The following is a 25,696-nucleotide window of genomic DNA, read 5'->3' as shown; positions in this document are numbered from 1 at the left end:
AGCTTTACCTCGACCAAAATCAACTGACGGCGGTGCCGCCAGAACTGGGCCAACTGGCCAATCTGACGGAGCTTTACTTACACGACAATCCTCAGCTCGGACTCTCGGATGAGGTTTTAGGCCCAACCTGGAAGCAGGTCATCAGCGAGCAGGCTTCTCCGGCTGATCCCAAAGATATTCTGAATTACTATTTTCAGCTTCTAGAAAACGGGACCCCCCTCAACGAAGCCAAGCTGATTTTGGTGGGGTTTGGGGCCGTGGGCAAAACCTCCCTGGTCAATCGCCTCATTCACCAAAAATTTGATCGCGATTCCCCAAAGACCGACGGCATCCAGATCACCCAGTGGCCCGTCATCCTCAACCAAACCGAAGCTATCACCCTCCACGTCTGGGACTTCGGCGGCCAAGAGATCATGCACTCCACCCACCAATTCTTCCTCACCGAGCGCAGCCTCTACCTGCTAGTGCTCAACGGTCGCCAGGGCCACGAAGACGAAGACGCCGACTACTGGCTAGAGCTGATCCAGAGCTTTGGCGGCAGTTCCCCCGTGATTGTGGCCCTAAACAAAATCAGCGAGCAGCCCTTTGATGTCAACCGCGCCGCCCTCCAGCAAAAGTATCCCAACATTCGCGCCTTCATCCCCACCGATTGCCAGACCGAGCAGGGCCTCTCGCCACTCCGCCAGGTCATCGAACAAGAAACGGACGCATTAGAGCATCTGCGCGCGCCCTTTCCTGCCAGTTGGCTCACCATCAAAAACAAGCTGGCCGCGATGGCCGACAACTACATCTCCTTTGAGCAATACCGCGCCCTCTGCCACCAAGACGGCGAAGCCGACCTGGGCCAGCAAGATTCCCTCGCCGTCCATCTCCACAGCCTCGGCATCGCCCTCAACTACAAAGACGACCCCCGCCTGCGCGATACCCACGTGCTCAATCCCCGCTGGGTCACCAACGGCATCTACACCCTGCTCAACGCCAAAGAACTCGCCACCACCAAAGGCGAACTGGAAGCCGCCTGCCTGGGCCGTACTCTTGATCGCGCCGCCTATCCCCCCGAGCGCCACGGCTTCCTGCTCGATCTCATGCGCAAATTCGAGCTGTGCTTCCGCTTCGAAGAAGACGAAAACCGCTTCCTCATTCCCGACCTGCTCGACAAACAGCAACCCCCTGAGGCCGCCGAGTTCCAGCTTGCCGACTGCCTCAACTTCCGCTACGAATACCCCATCCTGCCCGAGGGCTTGCTGCCCCGCTTCATTGTCCGCACCCACGTGCTCAGTGAGCACCAACTGCGCTGGCGCACGGGCGTCATCCTCCACTTCGAGGGCAACCGCGCCCTGGTCAAAGCCGATCGCGCCGATCGCTGCGTCACCATCAGCGTCGCTGGCCCCCTCGCCAGCCGTCGCCGCCTCCTCGCCATCATCCGCTACGACTTCGATCGCATCCACAGCAGCTTCAAATTCACCCCCCAAGAACTCGTCCCCGTGCCCGCTCACCCTCAGGTCATGCTGCCCTACCAGGATTTGCTCGTCATGGAAGAGTCTGGCCTGCAAGAGATGCCCCAAGTCATCAACGGCAAAGTCGAAAAGCTCAACGTGCGCGACCTCCTCAACGGCGTCGATATCGAAGGCAGCCGTAAACGCGAATCCCGGCTAGAGCGCCAAACCGATGCCCTGCGCCTGTTCTACAGCTACTCCCACAAAGACGACCTGCTGCGCGAACAACTGGAAACCCACCTCAAACTGCTCCAGCGCCAGGGCCTCATTCAGCCCTGGCACGATCGCCGCATCGTCCCCGGTAGCGATTGGGAGCAGGACATCGACGACAACCTCAACCGCGCCGACATCATTTTGTTCCTCGTTAGTCCTGATTTCTTAAACTCTGACTACTGCTACGAAATCGAGATGCCCCGTGCCATGGAGCGCCACGAGGCGAAAGAAGCCACCGTCATTCCCGTGATTGTGCGGCCCGTCGATTGGCGCGGTACTCCCTTCAACCAGCTGAGTTGGCTGCCCCAGAATGGCGAGCCGGTGACCCAGTGGCGCGATCGCGATGCGGCGTGGCTCAACGTCGAGCAGGGCATCAAAGCGGTGATTGAAACGAGGAAGGGCGATCGGCGCTTTTAAGCCGCCCGCCAACATCGCGCAGCATCATGGTTACTCAGTTCAGCAACCGGACTCAGCGCCGCCCCGTGCCCGGTGGTTGGGCCGCCACCCTTAACAAAGTTACGGTCCTCGCCAAGAATATAGTGGGGACGGAATATGACATTCCGCCGCGACTTGCCCTAACGACCTTGAGGCGCTTTTATGTTGGCTCCTGCAATCCTGGCGCTAGATTTTGACGGTGTGCTCTGCGATGGCCTGGTGGAATATTTTCAAACCGCGTGGCGAGCCTATTGCCAACTGTTTGACCAGCCCCTCACGCCGCCACCGGATGGCCTGGCCGATCGTTTTTATCCGCTGCGTCCGGTAATTGAAACTGGGTGGGAAATGCCCCTCTTGCTCCACGCATTGCAGCAAGGGGTAGACGATGCTGCCGTGTTAGACCACTGGCAATCGGTCGTGCAAGAGATTTTGCAAGAAACACAAATTCAGCCCGATGTGGCGATGGCGGCGGTGGATGGGGTGCGCGATCGCTGGATTCAATCTGACTTGGAAGGCTGGCTCAGCCTGCATCGCTTTTATCCCGGCGTGATTGAGTGGCTGCAAGGGGCGATCGCGGCGGGCATCTTTCCCGTCATCATTTCCACCAAAGAGGGCCGCTTTATTCAAGCGCTGCTCGCCCAAGCGGGCGTCGAGCTGCCCCCGGAGCAGATCATCGGCAAAGAAATTCAGCAGCCCAAGACGGTCACGCTTAAACAACTGCAAACCGCTCCGCCTGCCGAGGCCGCTGCCCCGCGTCCCCTCTGGTTTGTCGAAGACCGCCTCAAAACTTTGGATAAAGTGCAAGCTGATGCAGCGCTGAATGAGGTCACGTTGTTTTTGGTGGATTGGGGCTACAACACGGCAACGGAGCGCGATCGCGCCGCCAGCGATCGCCGCGTCCATCTCTTATCGTTGTCCCAGTTTTCGGGCGAGTTTATGGGGTGGGTGGGGGCGCTGTGACCCGGTGTGCTTAGGGGACGCGCACCCCTTCAAGGGGTGCGTCCCCTGATGATCAAAACTTCTCGTTAACCAGGGCTTTGGTGTATTCCACGATGGTTTCCACCAGTTCAAAGTTCATCAGCCCCCCGACATAAAAGGTGTGGCGCTGTCCCTGCATGGCTTCTAACTGGTCGTAAAAGCCGTGGGCCAGGGCCGCCGACGTGACATGGGGAAAGTAGGGCCAGAGGTCGTAGGTGAAGTACTGCTCAGGCAATTGGCCGCCCAGATTTGTCACGGTCGTTTCAATGCCCGCGAGAATGCGCTGTTGGAAGTCTGCCAAAACTGCCTGGTGATCCTCAGTGGCCTGCAAAGTGGCCCAATCTGCGCTGGGGATGCGGCTGTAAAAGGCGATCAAGTCATTGTCGGGAAACTGTTGGGAAATGAACCAGGGATTTGCCATCGCATCCAGCGGCACGACGTTGGTAACCCCAGTGGGCATCGACAGATCAGGAATCGCGTAGGTGGTCAGGGCGTAGGGGTTGAGCACGATTTGTTGGAACAAGTCGCGTTCGTGGTCTGACAAATCCAGGTGGAGCGAGGTGTCGCCTTCAGCAAGCACATCGAGAGTGAGCGGACAGGCCAGGATCAGCCAGTCGAAGGTTTCGTGATGGTGCGATCGCCCGTAGCGATCGATCACCTGCTCCCGCTCTGAGAACTTCACCTCAATGCCCGCCCCCCGCTGAATGGAGTGGATATCCACGTTCAACCGCACATCCAGATTCCACGATACGCGCTCCCAAAGGCGCTGAAAGCCCTGCACAAACCGCTTGGGCCAGCCGCATTCCAGCCCCGCCCCGTAGGTGACCAGGGTGCCAAAGGTTTCCAGCGTCATGTATTTGAGGGCGTAGATGGCGGGAATCTCGTGGAGATAGCCATAGCCCATCGCGGTAATCGGAATCTCGAACAGGGTGCCTAGGCAGCTCAGATCCTTCTCTTCGAGCCAGGCCGCGAAGGATTGAGTCAGGTCGGGATGCTGGCTAATGCCCCGAAATCCCGGTACGGACACAATCGGTTCCAGTTGCAGTCGCTCCCAGGTGTAGCGGGCCACCGCTGCCGCATAGGTGATGGGGTCGGTGCCCTGCATCACCGCACTCATGATGGACTGGTAGGCTGGCTGGTTCGGGGCCGATTCGAGGGGATTGTAAACCTGACCTGGCCCTTCGGTGTAGAGGTCAGCGCCAACTTGCTGGGCCAGGGCCAGCACTTCTTTGTACGCCGGGGTGAGGTAGTTGGCCCCCAGGTCAAAGGATTTGCCCTCGTGGGTGACGGAGCAGCACAGGCCCCCCACGCGCCCCTGCTTTTCCAGCACGACGACGTGTTCGTAGCCCTTTTGCTTGAGGTAGTAGCCAGTGGAGAGGCCAGCGGCCCCAGCCCCCACAATGCAGATGCGATCGCTTTTCGAAACCATGAGCAGTCACCTGATGAACAATGAACAGTCGGGCGGGTTAGCAAAATTTTGAACGGTGGCAGGCAGGACGCGAATTTCATCGACTGTAGAACCTCACCTCCTTGTCAAGGAGAGGAACCGGCAGCCCTGTCACATTCGGGACAAAGGTGGCCAGCATTTGGATAAACCTCTCCTTTAGGAAGGAGAGGTGCCGCAGGCGGTGAGGTTGTAACCCCTTGAGCATGAATCCTACCCCCTGACTGGATTAGCTGGATTAGGTCGAGGATGTCTCAAAGTGGGGGTAGACCTGTTCGTGGAACAGGCGGCGGATCTCCGGTTGGGTGAGCAGGGGATCGTAGTCTTGGCGAACGGGGACATGGTAAGTGGCGGTGCGGGGCGCGATCGCCGGTAGCCAGTCGGTGTGCATCGTGAAGCCAAACTGAAACTCGGGATGGCTGAGTTTGCACAGGGGGCCAGCGGCAATGTCGTCGGCCCGGAAGACCCAAATTTCCTTGCGATCGCGATTCACCGCCTGCTCTGCCTGGGGATCGGTGCCAAAGGCGGTGCAAATGATGTAGCCGTCTTCGCCACTGTCGTCGCCGTTTTGGCGGGGCACAAACTGGGGCGAACTGAGAAAGTAGCCGGGCGGTGCATCGTAGGCGGAGGTGATGTCGAGGGTGGCGGCATCGACCTGGAATAACGACGAGGGGCGATCGGCCTCCTGGTCGAGTAATTCGGAGAGGGCGATCGCCCGATACGGATAATCCGCGTATAAGTCGTAGACAAACTCCGTCAGCAGTTCCGGCCAAAAGCCGAGGGATTGCCAGTACAGCTTTTTGAGCTGGCGGGGCGGCATCCCCTCAGCCGTCCGTTCCTGATAGGCGTAGAAGCCGATGCCCCAGTGGCGCTTGCTGTCGTAGGTGATTTTGGCGTCGGTAAGGCGGCCCGTGTCGCCGTCGATGCGATAGCGGGCGACGCGGCCAATATCCATTTGGCCGTTGGCAATCATGCCCCGCAGCCAGGCGGGCGGCCCGTGGGGTGGGTCAAATTTGAACACATCAAAGTCGTGCAGCCATTCCCCGATGTCGGTGGCCGCCAGGTGCGCCGCGTGCAGGGTGATTTCGCCATGGGGATTGTCGTAGTCCACCAGATAGTGAACGATCTCCATGGGAATGCGGCAAAACTGGGCCGTCACCGTGGGAATCGTGCCGTCGGCGTTGGGTGTCGCGGTGGCGGCGAGATCAGCCCGTTTCACAATGTAGGTGGGCGAGTCGGGCTGCTGGGGGCGGGTGAGGGTCTGGCGCAGCAAGCGCTCCGTTTCAGGACTGTCGGGCACTGGGTTGTTGAGAATTTGCTCTGGCCCAATTTTCAGCGACGTATCCATGAGCACCACATAATCTTGGGTGACGCCGACCTGGTGCAGGCTCTGCTCAATGCGGACGGGGGTGCCATCGGGCTGCATCAGTTGCCACCGCTGAATGTCGCCCTGCCCATCCCAACTGACCAGATATGTAAAGTTGGGCAGCACTTCCCCCAGCCGGTGACTGAGCCAGTCCCAAAGGTGCTGGCTGATGCCCTCGGTCAAACTCACCAGGCTCGCCAACGGCCCTTTGAGCAAGGGCGCATTGAGGATTTCGGTGAGATGATGCAGCACTTGCTCCACTTCTTGGGGCAAGCCTTCGAGCCCGTAGACAAAGCGGGCACTTTCCAAAAAGTTGTTGAGCGATCGCCCATAATTCACCATAAACACCTCGTGGGTGTAGCCGTCGTAGGCGGGGTGCGAGGTGGTCATCAACGGCGCAAAGGGATAGTCCATCGGCAAAAAGGCTTTCCAGTGCTGCTGCTGACCCACCGGAGTGACGACTTCCAGACTGTGGGTGTCAATTTCGTAGGGGCGACCGGCCTCGTAAGTCACCAGCAGCCGATCCTGCTCCTCGCCCGCAGCTTTGAAGGGCAGAAAGGCGATGTCCACTTCATCCCGCAGGCCCAACGCAAAGGAAAACCGCAACATGCCATAGTCGCGAAACTGATAGGGCTGAAAGACGGGATCATCAAAGGTGGCGCGATCGGCGTAGTGGCAGGGGGTGCGCATGAGGCGATTGGCGGCTTTAACCTCGCCTGCGCCCAAGTCGAGACGGTAAACCATGCCATCGCTGTTAAAAATATGGGTGCCGTTGGGATTGGGCAACCCGTCGGAGGCGACGGTGCCCACAGGAGCGATGAAAAAAGAGGAGCCGTACCAATCGGTCGGGACGGTGCCCTCGATGCAGTGCAGGGTCAGAACGGTGTCGCCAATGTGATCAGTGCGATCGGCGGTCATGGCCGCTTTGGGAAAGCTGGGGGCAGGCATAGGTTTAGCGCTAAGGGCAGAGTAGGTAGATGGAGGGGTTGGGTGGCTGGGTGATTGGGGGGCGGGCGAATTCTTGACCGCACCATGGCTGGCCTATGCCGGGCCGTACAGACCAGCACATTTTTTTTAGGCGCGACCGATTTGCCGGTCGGTGAAAGATTCAAACAGGGATTCGAGATCGAGTGTATCCCGACTTGGCAATTTCGTTTGTCGGCCTCGGACGGCTAGGAGGGCGATTGAACCAAAGCGCTGCCAACTCTGACAAGATTGCTCAAGCGTCCGATTGAGTCGGCTGACCGCCTGCCGTCCTCGCGGCCAAACTGGGATGTCCCCGTCGCGATCGCCCTCCTCGCTCACCATCGGGATCAGCGTGGCGACTGACAGCGTTCCACATAAATTCGCGCAACGGAATCTTCAGGATTATCGGTGAGACATGCTTGGAAGCACTGGTAGGCGTCACCAAACTTTTGGTTGTAGTAAAGCAGTAAGCCTTGCTCAAACTGCGATCGCGTTTGGATTTTGCCCGCTTTACTGGCGGGCTCATCCGCGTCAAACACTTCGTACACCGTCACCGCGATCGACTTGCCTTTAACTTTGGCTTTATCCACAATGCGCAGATGGTAGCGATCGTGGTTGGTCAAGTTAAAAAAAGTGCCTTCGCCAATGAGCAGGGGCACGTTATACACCTTGGTAAGCCCCTCAATCCGCGAGGCCAGGTTGACGGCATCGCTGATCACGGTACTATCCATGCGGTTTTGGCCGCCGACCGTGCCCAGCATCAAAGAGCCGGTATTGATGCCGATGCCGATGTGCAGAGGTTGATAGCCGTTGTGGGAGCGGTGCTCGTTGTAGGCCCGCAATTGCTCCAGCATGGCAATGCCGCCCTGCACCGCTTCATCGGCGGAGCCGCTAAACAGCGCCATAATGGCATCCCCGATGTACTTATCAATGAAGCCGTTATGCTCGGCAATGACGCGATCCATCCGACTGAGAAAGCCGTTAATCAGGGCAAAGTTATCTTCGGGAGAAAGTTTTTCTGACAGGGAGGTGAAGTCGCGGATGTCGGAAAACAGAATGGACATTTCCTGCCGCACACTGTCGCCGAGTTCGACTTTGGTGATGCTGTCTTTGCCCAGCAGTTGCAAAAATTGCCCCGGCACAAAGCGCTCATAGGCTTGGTTGAGGGTGGCGAGGTCGGTATACAGCCGCGCATTGGCGATGGAAATGGCCGCCTGGGTCGAAATCAGGTTCAGCAATTCCAGCCGCTTAGGGGTGAACGCGCCCGTGGTCAGGTTGTTTTCGAGGTAAACGATGCCCGCCAGTTTGCCCTGATTCAGCAAGGGCGCGCAGAGAATTGACTGGGGCTGATGGGCTTGCACGTAGGCATCTTGCACAAAGTCGCCGACTTGGGTGGCGTCGTTGAGCACCACGCTGGTTTGCGTTCGGGCCACGTAGTTGACGATGCCCACAGAGAGCACGTCGGTATCGGCGATGTCGGCGATCGCGATCGACTCTGTGACTTCGACATCGGCCTGATCATCCTCCGCCGGCTCGACACTGCCCTGGGCTTCAATGCGAAAGTCGCCATCGGTTTCCAGCAGCAGCAGCCCCCGCTGCGCCCCCGCATTCTCAATCAGCAGCCGCATCAGCGTTTTGAGCAGTTTGTCGAGCTGAATTTCTTCCGACAGGGCTTGGGAGGCGCGCATGGCGGCCATCCAATCCAGGTTGTCGTTACTTTTGCCCCCGGTCGTGTGCGCCGACACCGTATTCCCCAGCGTGGAATACACACTGCGACTGGTGGGGGCAGTGCCCAGCGACGTCAACTGCGGAAATTGCTCGGCGAGGGCGTTGACCTTGGCGATCGCCCCCCACTGACTGTAGAGATAGTGCGCTTCTTGTAAATAGGGGGAGGCGATTTTGGGGCGCTGTTGGGCCAGATAGTACAGGGCGGCCCGTTCGTTAGCGAGGGCGGCCTCGGGGATGAACTGATGGTCTAAGGCCAGTTGAACGGCGCGATCGTAGGCGATCGCGGCGGCTTGGTGACGAGCATGAACCCGATGGAATTCAGCGTCTACCAGGGCGAGTTTGTGGGCGTAGTTGGTCGGCGCAGAGGCGGCCCAGGCGGCTAATTTACGGCGATTTTTTCGCGCGGCACGGATGAGCTGACGCCGCTGCTGGGGCGGGGCGCTGGTGGCGAGGGCAAGCTGGGTGAGTGCTTGGTAAAAGGTAAACCAGCCGGTGATGTACAGCGCCACTACGGCTTCGAGGTACTGTTGACCTTGATTGGCGACCGCGATCGCCGCCTCATAGTTGCCAAAGCTATAGTTCAGCACCAGTTGATAGGTGTAGGCATAAAAGATCGCGGTGCGGTAGTTGCCTGCTAAATGTTGTGGCAGCTGCTCCTCCACGTTGTAAAACTCGCCCACCAACTCAGTCGGACTCGCACTAGTCCCCTGCAAGTTGGCGATCGTCTGTCGCGACTGCTGAATCAGTTCGTAAATGGGCTGCTTTTTGAACTTGAGAATGGCTTCAGCAAAAATTTGCGCCCGCTCGGCCAATCCAGGCAGGGGTTCCCCGGCAAACAAGCCATGCATCGTCGACAGCTGGGCACAAAAGCCCGCATATTCAGTGTCGCCGGTTTCATACCCCGCTTGAAAACCTCGTTGCAGTTCGGGCAGGGTTTCCCGCAGGGGATCGCGCCAGTGCCGCACAAAGGAGTTCACCACAAACAGGGTGCGGGGGGGCAGCGCTGCCCCCTGAAAGCGATTGAGCAAGGTCATGGCGAGTTCGCCAAAGCTGTAACCGCCCTTGAGGTCGCCCACCACCCCGCATAAAATCAGGCCATACATGGCGTAGGAAAATGCTGACAGTGGCAAGTTGCCGTACCGGGCCGATAACTCCACCTGCTTAAACACGGTTAGGGGAAACAGGTTAGGCACGGCCATATAGGTTGCCGAGGCAATGCTGGCCAAAATCTGCGTGGCGGCGATCGCGTAGGGATCGCCCATATCCGGCTGTTGTGCCAGGCTCGGCGTTGATTTTCCCCATAGAGCCCATTTCGTCCGGGCCAGCCCTAGCAAAATCTGGATTTGGTTCGGCGCGGCGGGCAGTTTCACCCCCAATTGCTGCAGCACCCGCAGCCCTAGCTGAGCTGCAGCGGCGAGTTCGTGGCGGGCCATCAACGCCTGAATCTGCACGGTATACACCGCGATGCAGTCCAGCACGCCAGGGGCGTGGCTGACGACGGTGGTCACCAGCCGATCCATCGCCTCAAAGTCGCCACTCAAAAACGCGGCTTCGGCGGCGGCTTGGTGCAGTTGCAGGGTCAGGTCGTATTGCGGTTGCCAACTTTGCGCCGACAGGCAGCGCAGTCCGGCGCTCAGGTAGGCATAGGCCGGCCCGTAGGCGGCGGCAGCGATCGCCTTTTGCCCCGCCGCCAGGTTCAGCTCGGCCAGGGCTTGACGCTCCGCCGCCCCGGTGAGCAAATCGACCCCAAAGTTGAGCTGATTCACCAGGTCAAACAGGCGCTCTTGCTGCTGCTCGGGGGTGAGCTGTTGCTGCCAGGTGCGACCAATTTGCAGGTGCAGGGCGTTAATCTGTTCGGGATCAATCAGCGAGTAGGCGGCCTGCTGCACGCGATCGTGCAAAAAGCGGTAGCTGACCCCAGCCGTCACGGTGAATGGGTCATCGTCATGGGCCGCGATCGCCTGCCACAGTTTGTAGTTGTCGTCTTCAGGAATGATCAACCCCTGCTGGGCCGCTTCCCACAGGGCCGCCGCCGTTTGTTGGGGGGCGGCTTGCCGCACCGCTGCTACCAAATGCAGCGTAAACACATTGCCGATCCCGGCCCCCACTTGCAGGGCTTGTTGCGTCGCCGCTGGCAGCTTTTGCAACTTGTCGGCCATCAGCTCGACCACGTTATCGGTGATTTGCGCCGCTTCAATCTGCTCAAGACTCCACTGCCAGCCCGCCGAGGCCTCAAAATAGACCAACCCGTCACTGTAAAGCGACTTCAAAAACTCCCCCATGAAGAAGGGGTTGCCGTTCGTTTTGGTTTGCAGCAGGGTAGCCAGGGCCTGACAGTCAGCAACCGTGGCCCCCACAAACGTATCTTGCAACAGGGCCTGAATCTGCTCAAACTGCAACGCTGTCAGGTGAAAGTCGTGGCGGGTGACCTGGGCTTGCTGCAAGTCCGTCAGGGTCGCCCGCAGGGGATGGGTCGCATCCACTTCGTTGTCGCGATACGCCCCGACCAACAATAAAGACTGCTGGGCATCGGCGCGCATCAGCACCTGAATCAGTTGCAGCGAGGCACTATCGGCCCATTGCAGGTCGTCTAAAAACAGCACCAGGGGATGCTGGGGCTGACTAAAGACGCGAATGAATTGCTCAAACACCAGGTTCAGCCGGTTTTGGGCGGCGTCGGCGCTGAGGGCAGGGGCCTCAGGCTGTGACCCCAAAATCAGCTCCAGCTCGGGGATCACTTCAATCAGCACGGCGGCATTAGGGGCAAGGGCGGCGTTGAGGCGATCGCGCCACTGATCAATCCCGTCCCGGCTGGCGGTGAGCAACTGCCGCACCAACGTGGTGAACGCTTGAATCAAGGCGCTGTAGGGCAAGTTGCGCTGAAACTGGTCGTACTTGCCGCTGATGTAATAGCCCCGCTTGGCGGTAATCGGCTTGTGAATTTCTTGCACTAGGGCCGATTTGCCGATGCCCGAATAGCCCGACACCAACACCAGTTCTGCGGGTGTATCCGCCTGGCTGATGCGGTCAAAGGCGGCGAGCAAGGCGGCGACCTCGGCCTCGCGACCGTACAGCTTTTGGGGAATTTGGAAGCGATCGCTGCGATCGGCCTGCCCCAGCGCAAACGGTTCAATGTGTCCGGCTGCTTGCCAAGCTTGTAAACAGCGCTGCAAATCATGAGCCAGGCCGTGGGCACTTTGATACCGCGCTTCCGCATTTTTGGCGAGCAAGCGCATCACGATCTGCGACACCATGCCGGGAATTTGGGGATCGACCTGCGCGGGAGCGATCGGCTGGCGGGCCAGGTGACTATGCACCAGTTCCGCCAAATCTTCACTCACAAAGGGGGGCTGCCCCGTCAGCAACTCATACAGCGTCGCCCCGAGGGAATAAAAGTCGCTGCGGTAGTCCAGCGATCGGTTCATGCGCCCGGTTTGCTCGGGCGAGAGATAGGCCGGGGTGCCCTCCAGGCTGTCCAGGTTGCCGGGGCGAGTGTTTTCCTGCGAGAGCTGAGTCGCAATGCCAAAGTCGATGATCTTGACCTTGCCCGTTGCCTGATTCAGCAGAATATTGGCGGGATTGATGTCTTTGTGAATGATGCCGTGCTGGTGGATCACCGCTAGCGCCTGGGCTACCTGCAACGCAATTTCCAGCACCGCTGGCAGGGTCAAAGGCGCGGTTTGGGTGACTCCCTTGAGAGACTGCCCCCCATAGTCTTCCAGCACCAGCATCAACGTGTTGTTGTACGGCTCTAGGGCATAGGCCTGAATGATGCCAGGCGTTGTCAGGCATTGGGTCAGGTCATATTCCAACCGAAAGCGCGCCACTTCTTCGGGCGTCGGATAGGACTTGCGCAAAATTTTCAGGACGACCGGCTGCTGGTCAGAAGCCCGGCAGGCGCGATAGACCTGAGAGTTAAAACCGCTGTGAATCAAGTTTAAATCTTGATAACCTTCGACGCTGAGCATTACGACGTGAACACCTGCTATCTATGGGGGGCTGATGATGGTTACGCGGCTTTTGCCTGAAGCCAGTACCGGATGCAATGACGAGGTTCTCAGCGCATCAAGCGATGATTTTCTATTCAAGTTAGTTAATCATTTTTCGGGATAAAGACAGTGTTTCCCAACAATCACGCTGAAATTTAATCATGGGACGGATATTCCCAGAGCTGAGCCGCGTTGATCTGCATTAGGATTGACAGATTCTAGCCGTTAATATTGCTGTGCTTAATGATGTTTGACTTTTGGGGCGCGGCTAACGCCTGACGGATACTCGCTGTCCTGGCGCGCAGCGAAAAGTTCTCAGCAGTGTACTCAGTACGACATCTTTCGGTGTCCCCAGCAACGTGATCGCATCGAGAAGACCGCTTTAGCCTCAGACCAAAAGTCTCTACAATGCTGGGATGGAATGTTGTAGGCAGGAGATTGCCCCATGCGCCTCTCTCAGATGTTGTTCGTTACCCTGCGCGAAGACCCCGCCGAGGCGGAAATTCCCAGTCATAAGCTGCTGCTGCGGGCGGGGTATATGCGGCGCATCGCGAGTGGCGTGTATGCCTATTTGCCGCTGCTGTGGCGGGTCATGAATAAGGTCTCGGCCATTGTGCGCGAAGAAATGGACGCTACGGGAGCCCAGGAATGCCTATTACCCCAACTACAGCCCTCTGACCTGTGGAAGGAGTCGGGGCGCTGGGATACCTACACCAAGGCGGAAGGCATTATGTTTTCCCTGATCGATCGCCGCGATCAGGAAATGGGGCTGGGGCCGACCCACGAAGAGGTGATTACCGCGATCGCCCGCGACATGATTCGTTCCTATCGCCAGCTACCACTAAACCTGTACCAAATTCAGACTAAGTTTCGCGATGAGATTCGATCGCGCTTTGGGCTGATGCGGGGTCGCGAATTCATCATGAAGGATGCCTACTCCTTTCATGCGGACGAAGACAGCCTGAAAGCAACGTATCAGGATATGTACGTGGCCTACACCAACATTTTGCGGCGGTGCGGGCTGAAGTTTCGGGCGGTGGATGCGGATTCGGGGGCGATCGGGGGTTCGGGCTCGACGGAGTTCATGGTGTTGGCCGACGCGGGCGAAGACGAGGTGCTGTATACCGAAGATGGCAAATACGCCGCCAACGTCGAAAAGGCCACCTCTTTGCCAGCGGATGCGGTGCCCTCTGAGTTCACGCAGTTTGAAAAGTTAGAAACACCGAACACCCCCACCATCGAATCACTGGCGCAGTTCCTAAAATGTTCGCCGACGCAAATCGTGAAGAACGTGCTGTACCAGGTGACTTACGACACGGGACATACCGTGCTCGTGCTGGTAAACATTCGCGGCGACCAAGATGTGAACGACACCAAATTGCAAAATGAGTTGTCGAAGCTGGCGGGCAATTATGGAGCCAGTGCGGTGATCGCCCTGGACGTTCCCGATGCCGAGATGCAGGGCCAGTGGGCGACGAAGCCGCTGCCGCTGGGCTACATCGCACCGAACTTAGCCGATGACTATATCCAGCCTGGACTCAAAGAGGTAGAGCCGAAATTTTTGCGCCTGGTGGATCAGACCGCCGTCGAGTTACAGAATTTTGTCACGGGATCGAATGAGTCCGGCTATCACACCGTTGGCGGCAACTGGGATCAGGAATACCCGAAACCGACGCTGGTGGTAGATGTGCGGGAGGCGAAAGCAGGCGATCGCGCCACTCATGATCCCACCCAAACGCTGCAAACCGCTCGCGGCATTGAAATTGGGCATATCTTTCAGCTGGGACAAAAATATTCCCAGGCCATGGGCGCGACCTATACCGCTGAGTCAGGCGAAGAGGTGCCCCTGTGGATGGGCTGTTACGGCGTGGGTGTATCCCGCTTGGCGCAGTCAGCGGTGGAGCAATCTCACGATAAGAACGGCATTATCTGGCCGGTGGCGATCGCGCCCTATCACGCGATCGTGGTCGTGCCCAATGTCAGCGATGAGGCCCAGATGACCGCCGCCGAGCAGCTTTACACCGACCTCAACGCCGCCGGGGTGGAAACGCTATTGGACGATCGCAATGAACGGGCCGGGGTCAAGTTCAAAGACTCGGAACTGGTGGGTATTCCCTTCCGGATTGTCACTGGGCGATCGCTGAAAAATGGCCAAGTTGAAGTGGTGCAGCGGGCCACTGGGGAAGCCCAAGAAATGGCGATCGCCGATGTGGTGCCGACCCTCAAACAATGGGTCGCCGACGCTTCGTAAGATGGCATGGCGCCAACCTCACCACCTGCGGCCCCCCTCCTCGTCCAGGAGAGGTGTCGTAAAAAATCTGGTCCCTCTCCTTGAGTAAGGAGAGGCTAGGAGAGGTTTGAGTAGTTCCCTAACAACACGTCTGAATCTGGATGAGGTTTTCGATCACAAGCCTTGCCCTCGACCGTAATGCCAATCCCGCCTAGAGGCCATTGTTATGGAATGGATCACGATTATCATTTCCAGCTTATTCACGCTGATCTCGCCCGTGGGTTTAGTGGCTGACCAGGTGGCCGAGGGGTTAATTCGCGACAACCTCTATCAGGCGGAACTCATCAACGTTCGCATTGACAATACCCCCAACTTTCGCCTCGTGGGCGGTCGGGTTGATCGGGTGCGGTTTGCCGGGCGAGGCATTTCACCGATTCCCGAACTGCGCATTGACGTGCTCGATGTCGAAACCGACCCCATTGATATTGACTTGCCCGCGCTGCAAGATGGCAAGTTTGCGCTGGATGAGCCGATTCAGGCGGCGATGCACCTGGTACTCAGTACAGAGGATATTAATGCGTTCTTGCGATCGCCCCGCGTACAAGAATTACTCAACACCCTGGAGTTCAATCTGCCCGGCACCTCAGAGCGAGAAAGAAACCGCTATGGCCTAAGCAATCCGCAGATTGCATTTCTCGGGGGCAGCCGGGTACGCATCACGGTAGATTTAGCCGATCGCGTGCAGCAGGAACAAGTTGAGGCGCTGGTCGAAACTGGGATTCAAGTCATTGATGGCCATCAACTGGTGCTATTAGAGCCGACCATCGTCATTGATGGTCAGCCTGTGCCCCAGCAACTGATCACCGCATTTACCGAAGGCATCGATTCCGAACTCACCCTCAAACAGTTTGATGCCTTAGCCATCGTGGCGCGGGTGCTGCAGTTTGAGCTGCAGCCCGAAGACCTGGATGTGGTGGTTTACGTACGGGTTGATCCCAGTTCGCCGCTGCTAAATTTGGCCGCGGAGTGATCCGCAGGGAGCCTGTTCAGGCAATGGGATCTTCCGAGTTTGCGCATTCCCACTGAGAAGAAGTGTCATAATGTAGCCCCGGTTTCATGAGCCGCTGTGTCAAGCTGTAGGCAGTGCTGAGGGATTCAGAGATGGAAGACCAAACGACTCGACGGAGACCCCCACTAGGCGTAGCGATCGCCCTCGCGGCGCTTGTTTTGAGTGCCGGTAGTGCCACCGCATGGTTTACCTGGCGATCGGTTGCGCCACCCGACCCCACCGTTGAATTTCCGGAACTCGAAATTGATGGCGAGGCCGTTCCAGAGGGTTTCGATCCGCCCACAACTGCGCCGATTGAAGTGCCGGATCTCCCGGCTCCCGAGGTCGCTGCCAACCCTAATCAGTCGGGGACGCTTTACTGGCTTTCGACCGATGGTACGACTGTGGCCCTTAATCCCGTCACCATCGAAGTCCCTGTCAACGCGACCGATGCCGATGCCTTAGAGTTGGCGTTCAGTAATCTCATGGGTGGTCCCAATAGCGAAGGCGTCGCTACTGGCATTCCCGAACAGACAGAATTGCTGGCGCTCTCCGTTGAGTCCGACGGAGTTTACGTCAATCTGTCCGAAGACTTTACCGATGGCGGCGGCAGCGCCTCGATGATTGGCCGCCTCGCTCAGGTTATCTACACGGCCACGGCTTTTGACCCCGATGCCGCAGTGTGGATTGACGTGGAAGGTGAGCCGTTAACGCTGCTCGGCGGCGAAGGCTTAGAAGTGCGACAACCCATGACCCGCGAACATTTGACGACCGACTTTGGCGTTGAAGCCCCACCGGAAGGTTAGCAGCCCGCGCGATCGCTCCGCCCCCGCCTGCTGTCGGGAGCAGACTCATGAGGGCCATCACCGTTATCAATGAGAAGCACTGCTGCCGAGTTGCCAACCAGCCGTTGAGCTCCGCTTTATGTGAGAACCCCGGTGAGGCTAGGTAGACATGTTTTGGGCTGGCGGGAAAGTCTTTCATGATGACAGGACGGGCCTTACAGGATTCGAACCTGTGACCGACCGCTTAGAAGGCGGTTGCTCTAGAACTTGAAAGCCTTTATTAAAGATGGTTCTCAGATTGCGCTCTCGTGACTGTCCTAAATCTGTCCTAGAAAAGCACAACAAAGGGGATTGGTTTGATGTTGATCCACCGAATTGTTGATGGTGTAATTCTTGTTTTTTTTCATCCCTAGGGGGTGTCCAGGTTGTTTGGCAAGAGCGCCTCATAACTGATTGGGGGAAGCATTTGTACTGGTTAGGGGGCATTTGTGATCTTCGGAACACGATAGATCCTTCCAGTGATCTTATTAAAAGCTATTCCATATAAGCTTTTCAGACTACAAGGATCAATGATCCTTTCTTTTGTGTAGTGTTCGAAAAAGTCTTAAGGGGCGAGCATTGTCTTGCTGGCTAGGTCTGCTGTTCCATCGTGGCAGAAATATTAGGTGCGGCTGAAGGGCTGTCTAGGTTGTTTGAATACCTGTAACTTGATCTGAGAACCTATCAAAGCTCAGTTAACTTTGTGCAGTCGCTTCTTCTAAATCGATGGGCATTCCTCTTGACGCCTCTAACTCATCTAGCCATCATTCAAAGGACAGTATTGGAGAAGCGCTTTGGACAGAGCCCTCGCAGAGTTTCAGCTAGAAGGTGGTGGCACCTTCCTGATCGAGGTTCCGGAACCCGAATCAGAGAGCGCTTTAGAGCCCGTATCGGTGGATGGGCAGATGGTTTATCGAGCGACGAAGAGTTTTGAAGAGGCGATCGCCCAGGTCCGTCCCGTCGTCTCATCGATCGCGACTCGGTTCAAAACAGGACTGACCACACCCGCTGATGAGGTGGAAGTCAAGTTTGGATTGAATTTGAGCGTGGATGCGGGGGTGGTGTTTTCTTCCGTAGGCGGGCAAGTTAACTTTGAAGTCACTCTCAAGTGGAAAGGTGACGAGGCAAAGGCTGACTGATCGCATGTGGACGCCTGAAGACGCGGCAAAATATGAAGCTGCCCTAGTGCGGTTCTATAACGGCTCTAGAGTTGTCGGTGCGGGTATCTTAGTGTCCGATCGCTATGTGCTGACCTGTGCCCATGTGTTGACGCGAGCCAACACTCCACCGAAAGAGGTCAATCTTGATTTTCCGTTTAAGGCGGATGGCCTAAAGCTTCAGGGCACAGTGGAGTACTGGGAACCCGATCGCGACGTCGCCGGTATTAGACTGCTAGATCCGGTGCCTCCGGGGGCAGCTCCATTACCTTTTCGACCCTCTCGCAACTACATCGGTGGGGGCTTTCAGGTCTATGGATTCCCTGATAGGCAGCCCATCGGTGGTTGGGCACTCGGAAAAATTATCGGCGATGCTACCAGCGACCTGGTGCAAATTCAAGGAGATACCGACCAGGGTTATGGTATCGAGCCAGGGTTTAGTGGGGCACCAGTTTGGAGCGAGGATTTTGGCGGCATCATTGGTTTGACCCGCCTACGGGATAAAGATCGACCGGAAGCAAAAATCGCCTACCTGATTCCCTACCGGCAGCTCATTGATGCCTTAAAAGTAGGCGAGGCGATTGGTCTACTCACGTTGCTCGAAAACAGTGTCGGTGTACCGGATGAGAGTATTGAGGGCGCTTATCGAGTCTGTCGGCCAGAAGGCTCGCTGAATCCAATTCCGGAGGATTTGCCGGGAACGGTCAAGGCGTTGGCTCGCATGAGAGATCAAGCCGGGTACTCGGCGCTGTTGCGATTCGCGGTGTGTCTGACTCTGGTCGAGTTTCCGGTGCCGCTGGCAGTGAAGCAGCAGCTTCGGGAATGGCTAAGACAGCGCGAAGTGGATACGGATACCGTTGAGCAGGCGATCGCCTCTCAAATCCAGTTAGAACAGGCCATCACTGCCAACACGGCATCTCCTCACTTGTTAATCTGGCTGAAAACCTCGGACATTAAGGGTGTCTATTCCGTCGGCTCCTTGTTCATCCCTGATCGCACTCGGTACAACTGGAAAAGGTCAGAAGGCTTTGAATCAATTCCCGCGATCGCTCCCTACGAAGACACGCCGATCAAACTCTCCCAGCTACCCGAAGTCATCCGGGCGTGTCTCGTCGATTGCCGAGGGTTGTGTAGCAGTGCTGACCTGGCCAACTTGACGATTGAATTATTTCTACCCTTCTCACTGCTGAAAGAGTCTCTGGAATGGGAAGCGGCTTTTGCCATCGATGGTGAGGATGACGAAGAATTGGAATTTCTAGAGGATGAAGACGAGCCTGACCCGCTGGCGATTCTGCATCGCTTGGTTGCGCGATGTTCGGATCGGTTGTTAAAAGCCTACAAACGTAAAGGCTTTCGGGCACTATGGGAGCAGAAATGGACACAAGTCTCCCCTATCCAACACACCTCCTGTTGCATGGCGCTGTTGCCGGTTGAAGATGACACCGATTTGAAAGATCTCAAAATTGAGCTGTTGCAAAATCCAAACAAGGTCGGCATCCGCTCGCTCAAGTGTCCGACTCAGCTAGCCATGGGGAATCCTCTGAAAGCGGTGTTGATGAGTGGTGCGCCCACGGCTGTGTGGCTGCGCGAGTCTCTGAGTCAAGTGGACTGCGGCGCGGAGTTTACGACCCTTTTGGGATGTTGTGTCGAGGGCTTGCCAGACTCCATTAGGCAAGCCCGTCGAGCGGCCTTTCCCCTGGCAAAAGATGAACACATCGGGCATCATTTGTCCTTAGTGTGGGAAGACCCTAACCTAGTGCCACCTGAATCGGACGATTTGGCCTCATGAACGACTGGAAAGTCTATAAAAATAACCGCACCCCCCATAGCGAGTGGCAACTGCCACCCCCTCCCAGTTGGCGCACCTTTACCCAGCAGCATTCGGCGGCGGAAGCGGAAAATGAGCAATCCCATCGGGGAGCGCTCTTCTACGCGGAAGAAGAAGAGGTGAATATGGTGAATGCGGCGCTGTATTTGCGGCGACCGCTGCTGGTCACGGGCAATCCTGGCACGGGCAAAACATCTCTGGCTTATTCCGTCGCCTATGAGCTGGACTTAGGGGAAGTGCTGTACTGGCCGATTACGACCCGCACCACGTTGAAAGATGGACTCTACAACTACGACGCGGTAGGCCGCTTGCAGGATGCCAAGCTGAACCCAGAGGACAGTCTGAATCGCATTGGCAAGTACATCACCCTGGGGCCACTGGGCACAGCGCTACTGCCGTCAGAACGCCCCCGCGTACTCCTGATTGATGAAATTGATAAGAGCGACGTAGATTTGCCGAATGACTTGCTCCATGTGTTTGAAAACGGGGAATACACCATTCCCGAGCTGACACGCATTGCCACCACCCAGCCCACGGTGAACGTGCAGACGGCCTACAGCAGTGCCGATGTCGCCGATGAGGACAGTGACGCCTACGCCACGGTGACGAAGGGACGAGTACGCTGTACCAATTTTCCCTTTGTGGTGTTGACGAGCAATGGCGAACGGGACTTTCCGCCCGCCTTTTTGCGGCGCTGTTTGCGGTTGGATATGGCCGAGCCCCTAGAACCAAGACTGCGGCGGATTGTGGCCGCCCATTTGGGAGAGCCCGACGCGGATGAGGTGACCAAGCGCATTAAAGCGTTTCTAGCGCAGCGCACCGAAGGCGAGATGGCGACCGATCAGTTGCTCAATGCTATTTATCTGGTCAGTCAAGGGCAACTGTCGCCTCAAGGGACGACCCGAGAAGATTTAATTAAGGCGATTCTCAAACGGTTGGATAGTCGCGACGGGGTATGAGCAATCCTGACTTTGGCATTCCTGAGTTTGAGAACTTCACCGATGTGCTGAAGCAGGTGAAGTTGAATCTCTATGCTGAAGATTTGATGGATATTCTCTGGCTGGCAAACCAGACGGGAGCAATCCCGCCGATCGCCCCTGACCCGAGCGAAGATGACGATAACGAGGTCGAAGTCGTCTGGGGCGAAGACTTACCGCTGTCGGAGCTGCCCCCGCTAGATCGCGTGGCCGTGACCCAGCGCGATTCTTCAGCCGCGGGGGAACAACAAACTCGCAAGTCGCCCTCCGGTGGCATTGCTGTGTCGGCTCCAGCCGCACCAGCGTTGCGCACTCGGTTAGAACTAGGGCGAGCCCTACGGCCCTTGATGCGCAAGGTAGCGGCGCTCAATCGAGAATATCTGGATGAAGAAGCAACGGCGAATCAAATCGCGGAGCAGGATGTCTGGTTGCCGGTGATGCGTCCGGCAGCGGAGCGCTGGCTGGAGTTGGCCCTGGTGGTGGAAGAGACGGATTCCACGCCCATTTGGCGATCGCTAATCCAAGAGCTGCGACTGCTCACAGAGCGGCAGGGTGCATTCCGCACGGTGCAGTCTTGGCGGCTAACGGCTTCTGAGTCAGGGCAACCGCAGCTATTTTCGGGCAACCATGCGCCGCGACCAGGGCAGCGATCGCGCAGTCCCAAAGAACTGATCGACCCGGCGGGGCGGCGGCTGATTTTGTTGGTCAGCGATTGCACGTCGGCGCTGTGGCGGCAAAGCTCGATATATCGCTGGCTAGAATTATGGGAAGCCTATGCCCCCACGACGGTGATGCAGCTGTTACCCCAGCGGTTATGGGAGCGGAGCGCCTTGGGGGAAGGGACACCCGTGTGGGTCAAGTCACTCACCCCCGGTACTGTGACCGCGAACTGGCAGGTCGAGGCCCCGCTCGACTTTTTGGCGGATGAATCAGATAGCGAGCCGTCACCCGCTACGCTGACGGTGCCGGTGGTAACCGTGGAGCCGAACTCAATTAAGTCTTGGGCGAGGGTGCTGGTTGGCGCAGGGGAAGACCGAGCGGCGGCGGTGCAGTTTGATTGGGCTAATATTCCCCCGCCAGCAGCCCAAACGTCTGAGGATACAGAGCCCCTGGCCTTGGTGCGACGGTTTCGGGGTGGGGCGTCGATTGTGGCCCAGCGATTGGCAGGGATGATGGCGGCGGTGCCCGTGAGTCCGGAAATCACCGATTTGCTGCGGCAGACGTTGCTGCCAGAGGCGCGGCAGGTGCATGTGGCGGAGGTGTTTATGAGTGGCCTCATCTGCATGACGCGCACTGAGAGGCCGGAGGGAGGCCATAGCCAGGTCTACGATTTTGTGAACGAGGAGGTGCGGGATCTGCTGACGGATGCGGTGGATGTACCTACCACCGAAAAGATACTAGACGCTGTATCAGCCTATCTCTCTGAGCGTTGGGGCTTGGGGACTCGCACCCTTGAGGCGTTGCTGACGCCCGATCTGGGATTGAATGATGAGGCAGCGGGGCAGGTGGCGCGGTTTGCTTATTTAGCGCGGCGGACATTAGAACGGATGGGGCCGGAATATGTGGAATGGTTACAACTGTTTGAACAACCGGCCACCCCGCCATCTACGACCGAGACTCCGACCTCTTCCACGGAAACCAATTTCCCGCCGTTGAAGACGTTTGAGTTTGAGGTGGCAAAGTTTGTGCCCGCTGCGGCAGCTTGGCCGGAGCTACGCACGAAAGAGTTTGAGGTGATAACTATTGAGCTGGAACTATCGAGGGAGGTTCTGGAGTCCTTTGAGTTTGAGACTGCAACGATTCAGAAGGCGCAGCGACGGTTCTTTTCTAGACTGTGGCAACCCCGCTGGCAGATTACCCAACGGCGGGGCCAGGGGCGACGCCTGGTAGAGCGACTGGGGGATGATTTGATGCTGGAGATGGTGTGGGTGCCTAGTGGCAGCTTTGTGATGGGCTCGCCAGAGGATGAGCCTGAGCGGTCCAGCGCCGAGGGGCCGCAGCACGAGGTGACAATGACCAGCTTTTTGATCGGACAGTATCCGGTGACGCAGGCTCAATGGCGTTTTGTCGCAGGGTTGCCACAGGTTGGGCTTGAGCTAAACCCGGAACCATCAAACTTCAAAGGGGATGACTTGCCAGTGGAGAGGGTGAGTTGGGAAGAGGCCCAGGAGTTTTGTCGGCGACTCTCAGCGTATGCCCAGCGGGAGTATCGGTTACCCAGTGAGGCGGAGTGGGAATATGCCTGTCGGGCGGGGACTCAGACACCCTTTCACTTTGGTGAGATGATCACGCCTGATTTGGCCAACTATGACGGCAGCTATGCCTACAACGATGGCCCCAAGGGACAAAATCGCGGGAAGACTACAGCCGTGGGTAGCTTTCCCGCCAATCAGTGGGGGCTCAGCGATATGCACGGCAATGTCTATGAGTGGTGTCAAGACGTATGGCATGACAATTATGAGGGAGCACCGACGAACGGTAGTGCTTGGACAAAGGGAGGTAATCAGGACAGACGAGTGACTCGCGGCGGCTCTTGGCTCTTCAGTGCGTGGTTCTGCCGCTCCGCGTACCGCCTCAACGATACGCCCGACGACCGCAGCCGCGTTATCGGTTTTCGCGTTTGTTGTTCGGCCCCAGGTCTTTCCTAGCGCTCTGCGCTTTTGCCCTCTTGCCCTTTGCGGGCGCGCAGCGCCTCGAATTTTTCGGCGATTTTGAGTATCTGGAAATAGCCATTCTGTCTTCTAACTTCTGACTCCCGTTCCCTTCCCTATGGCCGAACTCACCCTTAACCGCCAACGCTACCAAGCCCAATACTTTATTGAGTCACTGGGCGATGGGATTGATCTGGAAATGACCCTCATCCCTGCGGGCACCTTTCTCATGGGCTCCCCACAGGATGAGCTGGAGCGGTTTGACAGCGAAGGCCCCCAGCATCAGGTAACGGTGCCAAGCTTCTTTATGGGCACGTACCCGGTAACTCAAGCCCAATGGCGAGCTGTGGCAGGTTTACCCCAGGTCGAAACTGAACTGAACCCCGATCCAGCTAAATTTCCGGGCGACATGAACCCAGTAGAGCAAGTGAACTGGCACGAAGCGGTGGAGTTTTGTGCCCGCCTCGCAGCCTACACCGGACGCCCCTATCGCCTTCCCAGTGAAACTGAGTGGGAATATGCCTGTCGCGCTGGCACCACCACCCCGTTTCATTTTGGTGAGACGATTACAACCGACTTAGCCAACTACGATGGCACTGCCGCTTTTGATGGCGGCCCAATCGGCGAATATCGGGAAAAAACAACCTCTGTCGATCACTTTACAACCGCCAATGCCTTTGGTCTCTGCGATATGCACGGTAATGTATGGGAGTGGTGTCAGGACGTGTGGCACGACAACTATGACGGAGCGCCGACTGACGGCAGTGCTTGGACAGAAGGTGGAAATCAAGACAGACGAGTAGCACGCGGCGGCTCTTGGGGCAGCTCTCCGGGGTACTGCCGTTCCGCGTCTCACGCCTACGATAACCCCGGCTCCCGCTTCGTCGATTTCGGTTTTCGGATTTGTTGTACTGCTCCGCAGAAGCAAGCTACGGCCCCAGGCTTCTCTTAGCGCTCTGCGCTTTAGAGCAGGAGTTGAGGAGGTAGGAGATAGAAGGTAGAAGCAGTCAATGGGAATCATTGGAGTAGATATTGTGCCGCTCTCCTGTCTCCTAAATTCACACTCCTACCTGCCATGACCCGATCGCCAGCCCGATCCTTTCAAGATCTCATCGTCTGGCAAAAAGCCCATCAGTTTGTGTTGGCTGTTTACAAACACAGTGAAGACTTCCCCCGAACAGAGACCTATGGCCTCACGTCTCAACTCGGACGAGCAGCGGTTTCGATTCCTGCCAATATCGCCGAAGGCTTTAAGCGTAAAACCAAGGCCGACAAAGCCCGCATGATGAACATCGCCCAAGGCTCCCTCGAAGAATGCCAGTATTACCTGATCTTGACCCAAGACCTGGGGTACGGCGATACCATAAGCCTCAAGACCCAACTCGACGAAGTTGGCAAACTCCTCAACGCCTACATCCGCTCCCTCTCCTAACTCCCGTCTCCTCCCTCCTGCCTTCTATCTCCTATCTCCTGCCTTCTATCTCCTAACTCCTATCTCCTGCCCCATGCCCGAACTCATCCTCCAGCGCACCCGCCATCAAGCTCAAGGGTACACCGAACCTCTGGGCGATCTTGGCCTCGACATGATGCTGATTCCCGCTGGCGAGTTTCTGATGGGCTCTCCAGCCGATGAGCCGGAGCGTCGAGATAGTGAAGGCCCGCAACATCGTGTGAGTATCCCCAGCTTTTTCCTCGGTCGCTTTCCGGTGACTCAGGCCCAGTGGCGGTTTGTCGCTGAGCTACCCCAGCAAGAGATTGAACTGAAGCGTGATCCTGCCAAATTCAAAGGGGGCGATCGCCCGGTAGAGCAAGTGAACTGGCACGAAGCTGTAGAGTTCTGTGCCCGCTTAGCTGAGCACACCCAACGCCCCTATCGCTTGCCCAGCGAAGCCGAATGGGAATATGCCTGTCGCGCGGGTACCACCACCCCATTCCACTTTGGCGAGACGATCTCCTCCGAACTTGCCAATTACGATGGCAACTATGCTTTTGCCGATGGCCCCAAGGGTAAGTACCGAGAGAAAACTACTCCAGTTGGCAGCTTTCAAGTTGCCAACGACTTCGGCCTATGTGACATGCACGGCAACATATTGGAATGGTGCCAGGATGTTTGGCACGACAATTACGAGGGTGCGCCGACAGACGGTAGTGCTTGGACAGAGGGCGGCAATCAAGGAGGGCGTATCCTACGCGGCGGCTCTTGTTTCGTCTTTCCGTGGTTCTGCCGCTCCGCGTACCGCTACAACATTACGCCCGGCGACCGCAGCAACGGTCTCGGTTTTCGCGTTTGTTGTACTGCTCCGCAGAAGCAAGCTACGGCCCCAGGCTTCTCCTAGCGCTCTGCGCTTTTGCCCTCTTTCCCTCTG

15 protein-coding genes and 1 tRNA gene are annotated in these 25,696 nt (G+C 57.3%); 12 read left to right on the top strand and 4 right to left on the bottom strand.

The window, feature by feature from the left end; all coding sequences use genetic code 11:
* Both JUK32_RS20590 and JUK32_RS20585 read left to right on the top strand, forming a co-directional pair.
* The coding region (locus tag JUK32_RS20590) for a COR domain-containing protein (protein ID WP_204140746.1) at positions 1–2,126 on the top strand (2,126 nt) is incomplete at its 5' end.
* A gap of 180 nt (positions 2,127–2,306) precedes the next feature.
* Positions 2,307–3,104 carry an HAD family hydrolase gene (locus JUK32_RS20585; protein WP_204140745.1) on the top strand — a complete coding sequence of 266 codons (798 nt, stop codon included), beginning with the start codon at positions 2,307–2,309 and terminating at the stop codon, positions 3,102–3,104.
* 52 nt (positions 3,105–3,156) lie between these two features.
* On the opposite strand, the gene JUK32_RS20580 is transcribed toward JUK32_RS20585, so the two are convergent.
* The 3 genes from JUK32_RS20580 to JUK32_RS20570 all read right to left on the bottom strand — a co-directional run bounded on the left by JUK32_RS20580 (position 3,157) and on the right by JUK32_RS20570 (position 12,594).
* The gene (locus tag JUK32_RS20580) at positions 3,157–4,551 is read right to left on the bottom strand and encodes an FAD-dependent oxidoreductase (RefSeq protein WP_204140744.1); all 1,395 of its coding nucleotides are present in this window, start codon (positions 4,549–4,551) and stop codon (positions 3,157–3,159) included.
* A gap of 253 nt (positions 4,552–4,804) precedes the next feature.
* Complete coding sequence (locus JUK32_RS20575; RefSeq protein WP_204140743.1) at positions 4,805–6,880, bottom strand: carotenoid oxygenase family protein; 2,076 nt, start codon at positions 6,878–6,880, stop codon at positions 4,805–4,807.
* Between the two features lie 365 nt (positions 6,881–7,245).
* Positions 7,246–12,594: an AAA family ATPase gene (locus JUK32_RS20570; protein ID WP_204140742.1), complete on the bottom strand. Its 5,349-nt coding sequence runs from the start codon at positions 12,592–12,594 to the stop codon at positions 7,246–7,248.
* A gap of 466 nt (positions 12,595–13,060) precedes the next feature.
* On the opposite strand from JUK32_RS20570, the gene proS reads away from it, so the two are divergent.
* The 3 genes from proS (at position 13,061) to JUK32_RS20555 (ending at position 16,699) form a co-directional block, all read left to right on the top strand.
* The gene (gene proS / locus JUK32_RS20565; RefSeq protein WP_204140741.1) at positions 13,061–14,866 is read left to right on the top strand and encodes a proline--tRNA ligase; all 1,806 of its coding nucleotides are present in this window, start codon (positions 13,061–13,063) and stop codon (positions 14,864–14,866) included.
* Positions 14,867–15,071: 205 nt separating this feature from the next.
* Positions 15,072–15,875: a DUF2993 domain-containing protein gene (locus JUK32_RS20560; RefSeq protein ID WP_204140740.1), complete on the top strand. Its 804-nt coding sequence runs from the start codon at positions 15,072–15,074 to the stop codon at positions 15,873–15,875.
* Between the two features lie 131 nt (positions 15,876–16,006).
* A complete protein-coding gene (locus JUK32_RS20555; RefSeq protein ID WP_204140739.1) occupies positions 16,007–16,699 on the top strand; it encodes a GerMN domain-containing protein in 693 nt (230 codons plus the stop codon).
* Positions 16,700–16,890: 191 nt separating this feature from the next.
* Here the strand turns inward: JUK32_RS20555 and JUK32_RS20550 are convergent.
* A tRNA-Arg gene (locus JUK32_RS20550) sits at positions 16,891–16,954 on the bottom strand.
* A gap of 557 nt (positions 16,955–17,511) precedes the next feature.
* On the opposite strand from JUK32_RS20550, the gene JUK32_RS20545 reads away from it, so the two are divergent.
* From JUK32_RS20545 to JUK32_RS20515, 7 genes are all read left to right on the top strand, one after another.
* On the top strand, positions 17,512–17,856 hold the full coding sequence (locus JUK32_RS20545) for a CU044_2847 family protein (RefSeq protein ID WP_204140738.1): 345 nt from the start codon (positions 17,512–17,514) through the stop codon (positions 17,854–17,856).
* Positions 17,857–17,860: 4 nt separating this feature from the next.
* Complete coding sequence (locus JUK32_RS20540) at positions 17,861–19,663, top strand: trypsin-like peptidase domain-containing protein (protein WP_204140737.1); 1,803 nt, start codon at positions 17,861–17,863, stop codon at positions 19,661–19,663.
* Positions 19,660–20,661, top strand: coding sequence for a MoxR family ATPase (locus JUK32_RS20535; protein WP_204140736.1), 1,002 nt, complete (start codon positions 19,660–19,662; stop codon positions 20,659–20,661). The genes JUK32_RS20540 and JUK32_RS20535 overlap by 4 nt, the downstream gene beginning before the upstream one ends.
* Entirely contained in the window at positions 20,658–23,327 is a 2,670-nt protein-coding gene (locus JUK32_RS28505) for a formylglycine-generating enzyme family protein (RefSeq protein ID WP_309224596.1), read from the top strand. The genes JUK32_RS20535 and JUK32_RS28505 overlap by 4 nt, the downstream gene beginning before the upstream one ends.
* 121 nt (positions 23,328–23,448) lie before the next feature.
* Positions 23,449–24,282 carry a formylglycine-generating enzyme family protein gene (locus tag JUK32_RS20525; protein WP_204140735.1) on the top strand — a complete coding sequence of 278 codons (834 nt, stop codon included), beginning with the start codon at positions 23,449–23,451 and terminating at the stop codon, positions 24,280–24,282.
* A 123-nt stretch (positions 24,283–24,405) separates the two neighbouring features.
* Entirely contained in the window at positions 24,406–24,762 is a 357-nt protein-coding gene (locus JUK32_RS20520; RefSeq protein ID WP_204140734.1) for a four helix bundle protein, read from the top strand.
* Between the two features lie 73 nt (positions 24,763–24,835).
* Positions 24,836–25,666 carry a formylglycine-generating enzyme family protein gene (locus JUK32_RS20515; RefSeq protein WP_204140733.1) on the top strand — a complete coding sequence of 277 codons (831 nt, stop codon included), beginning with the start codon at positions 24,836–24,838 and terminating at the stop codon, positions 25,664–25,666.
* Positions 25,667–25,696: the final 30 nt, after the last annotated feature.

This window comes from Halomicronema sp. CCY15110 (assembly GCF_016888165.1).
GTDB lineage: Bacteria > Cyanobacteriota > Cyanobacteriia > Phormidesmidales > Phormidesmidaceae > Halomicronema.
The sequence above is the reverse complement of the archived record's forward strand: the minus strand, read 5'-3'. Positions and strand labels throughout refer to the sequence as shown.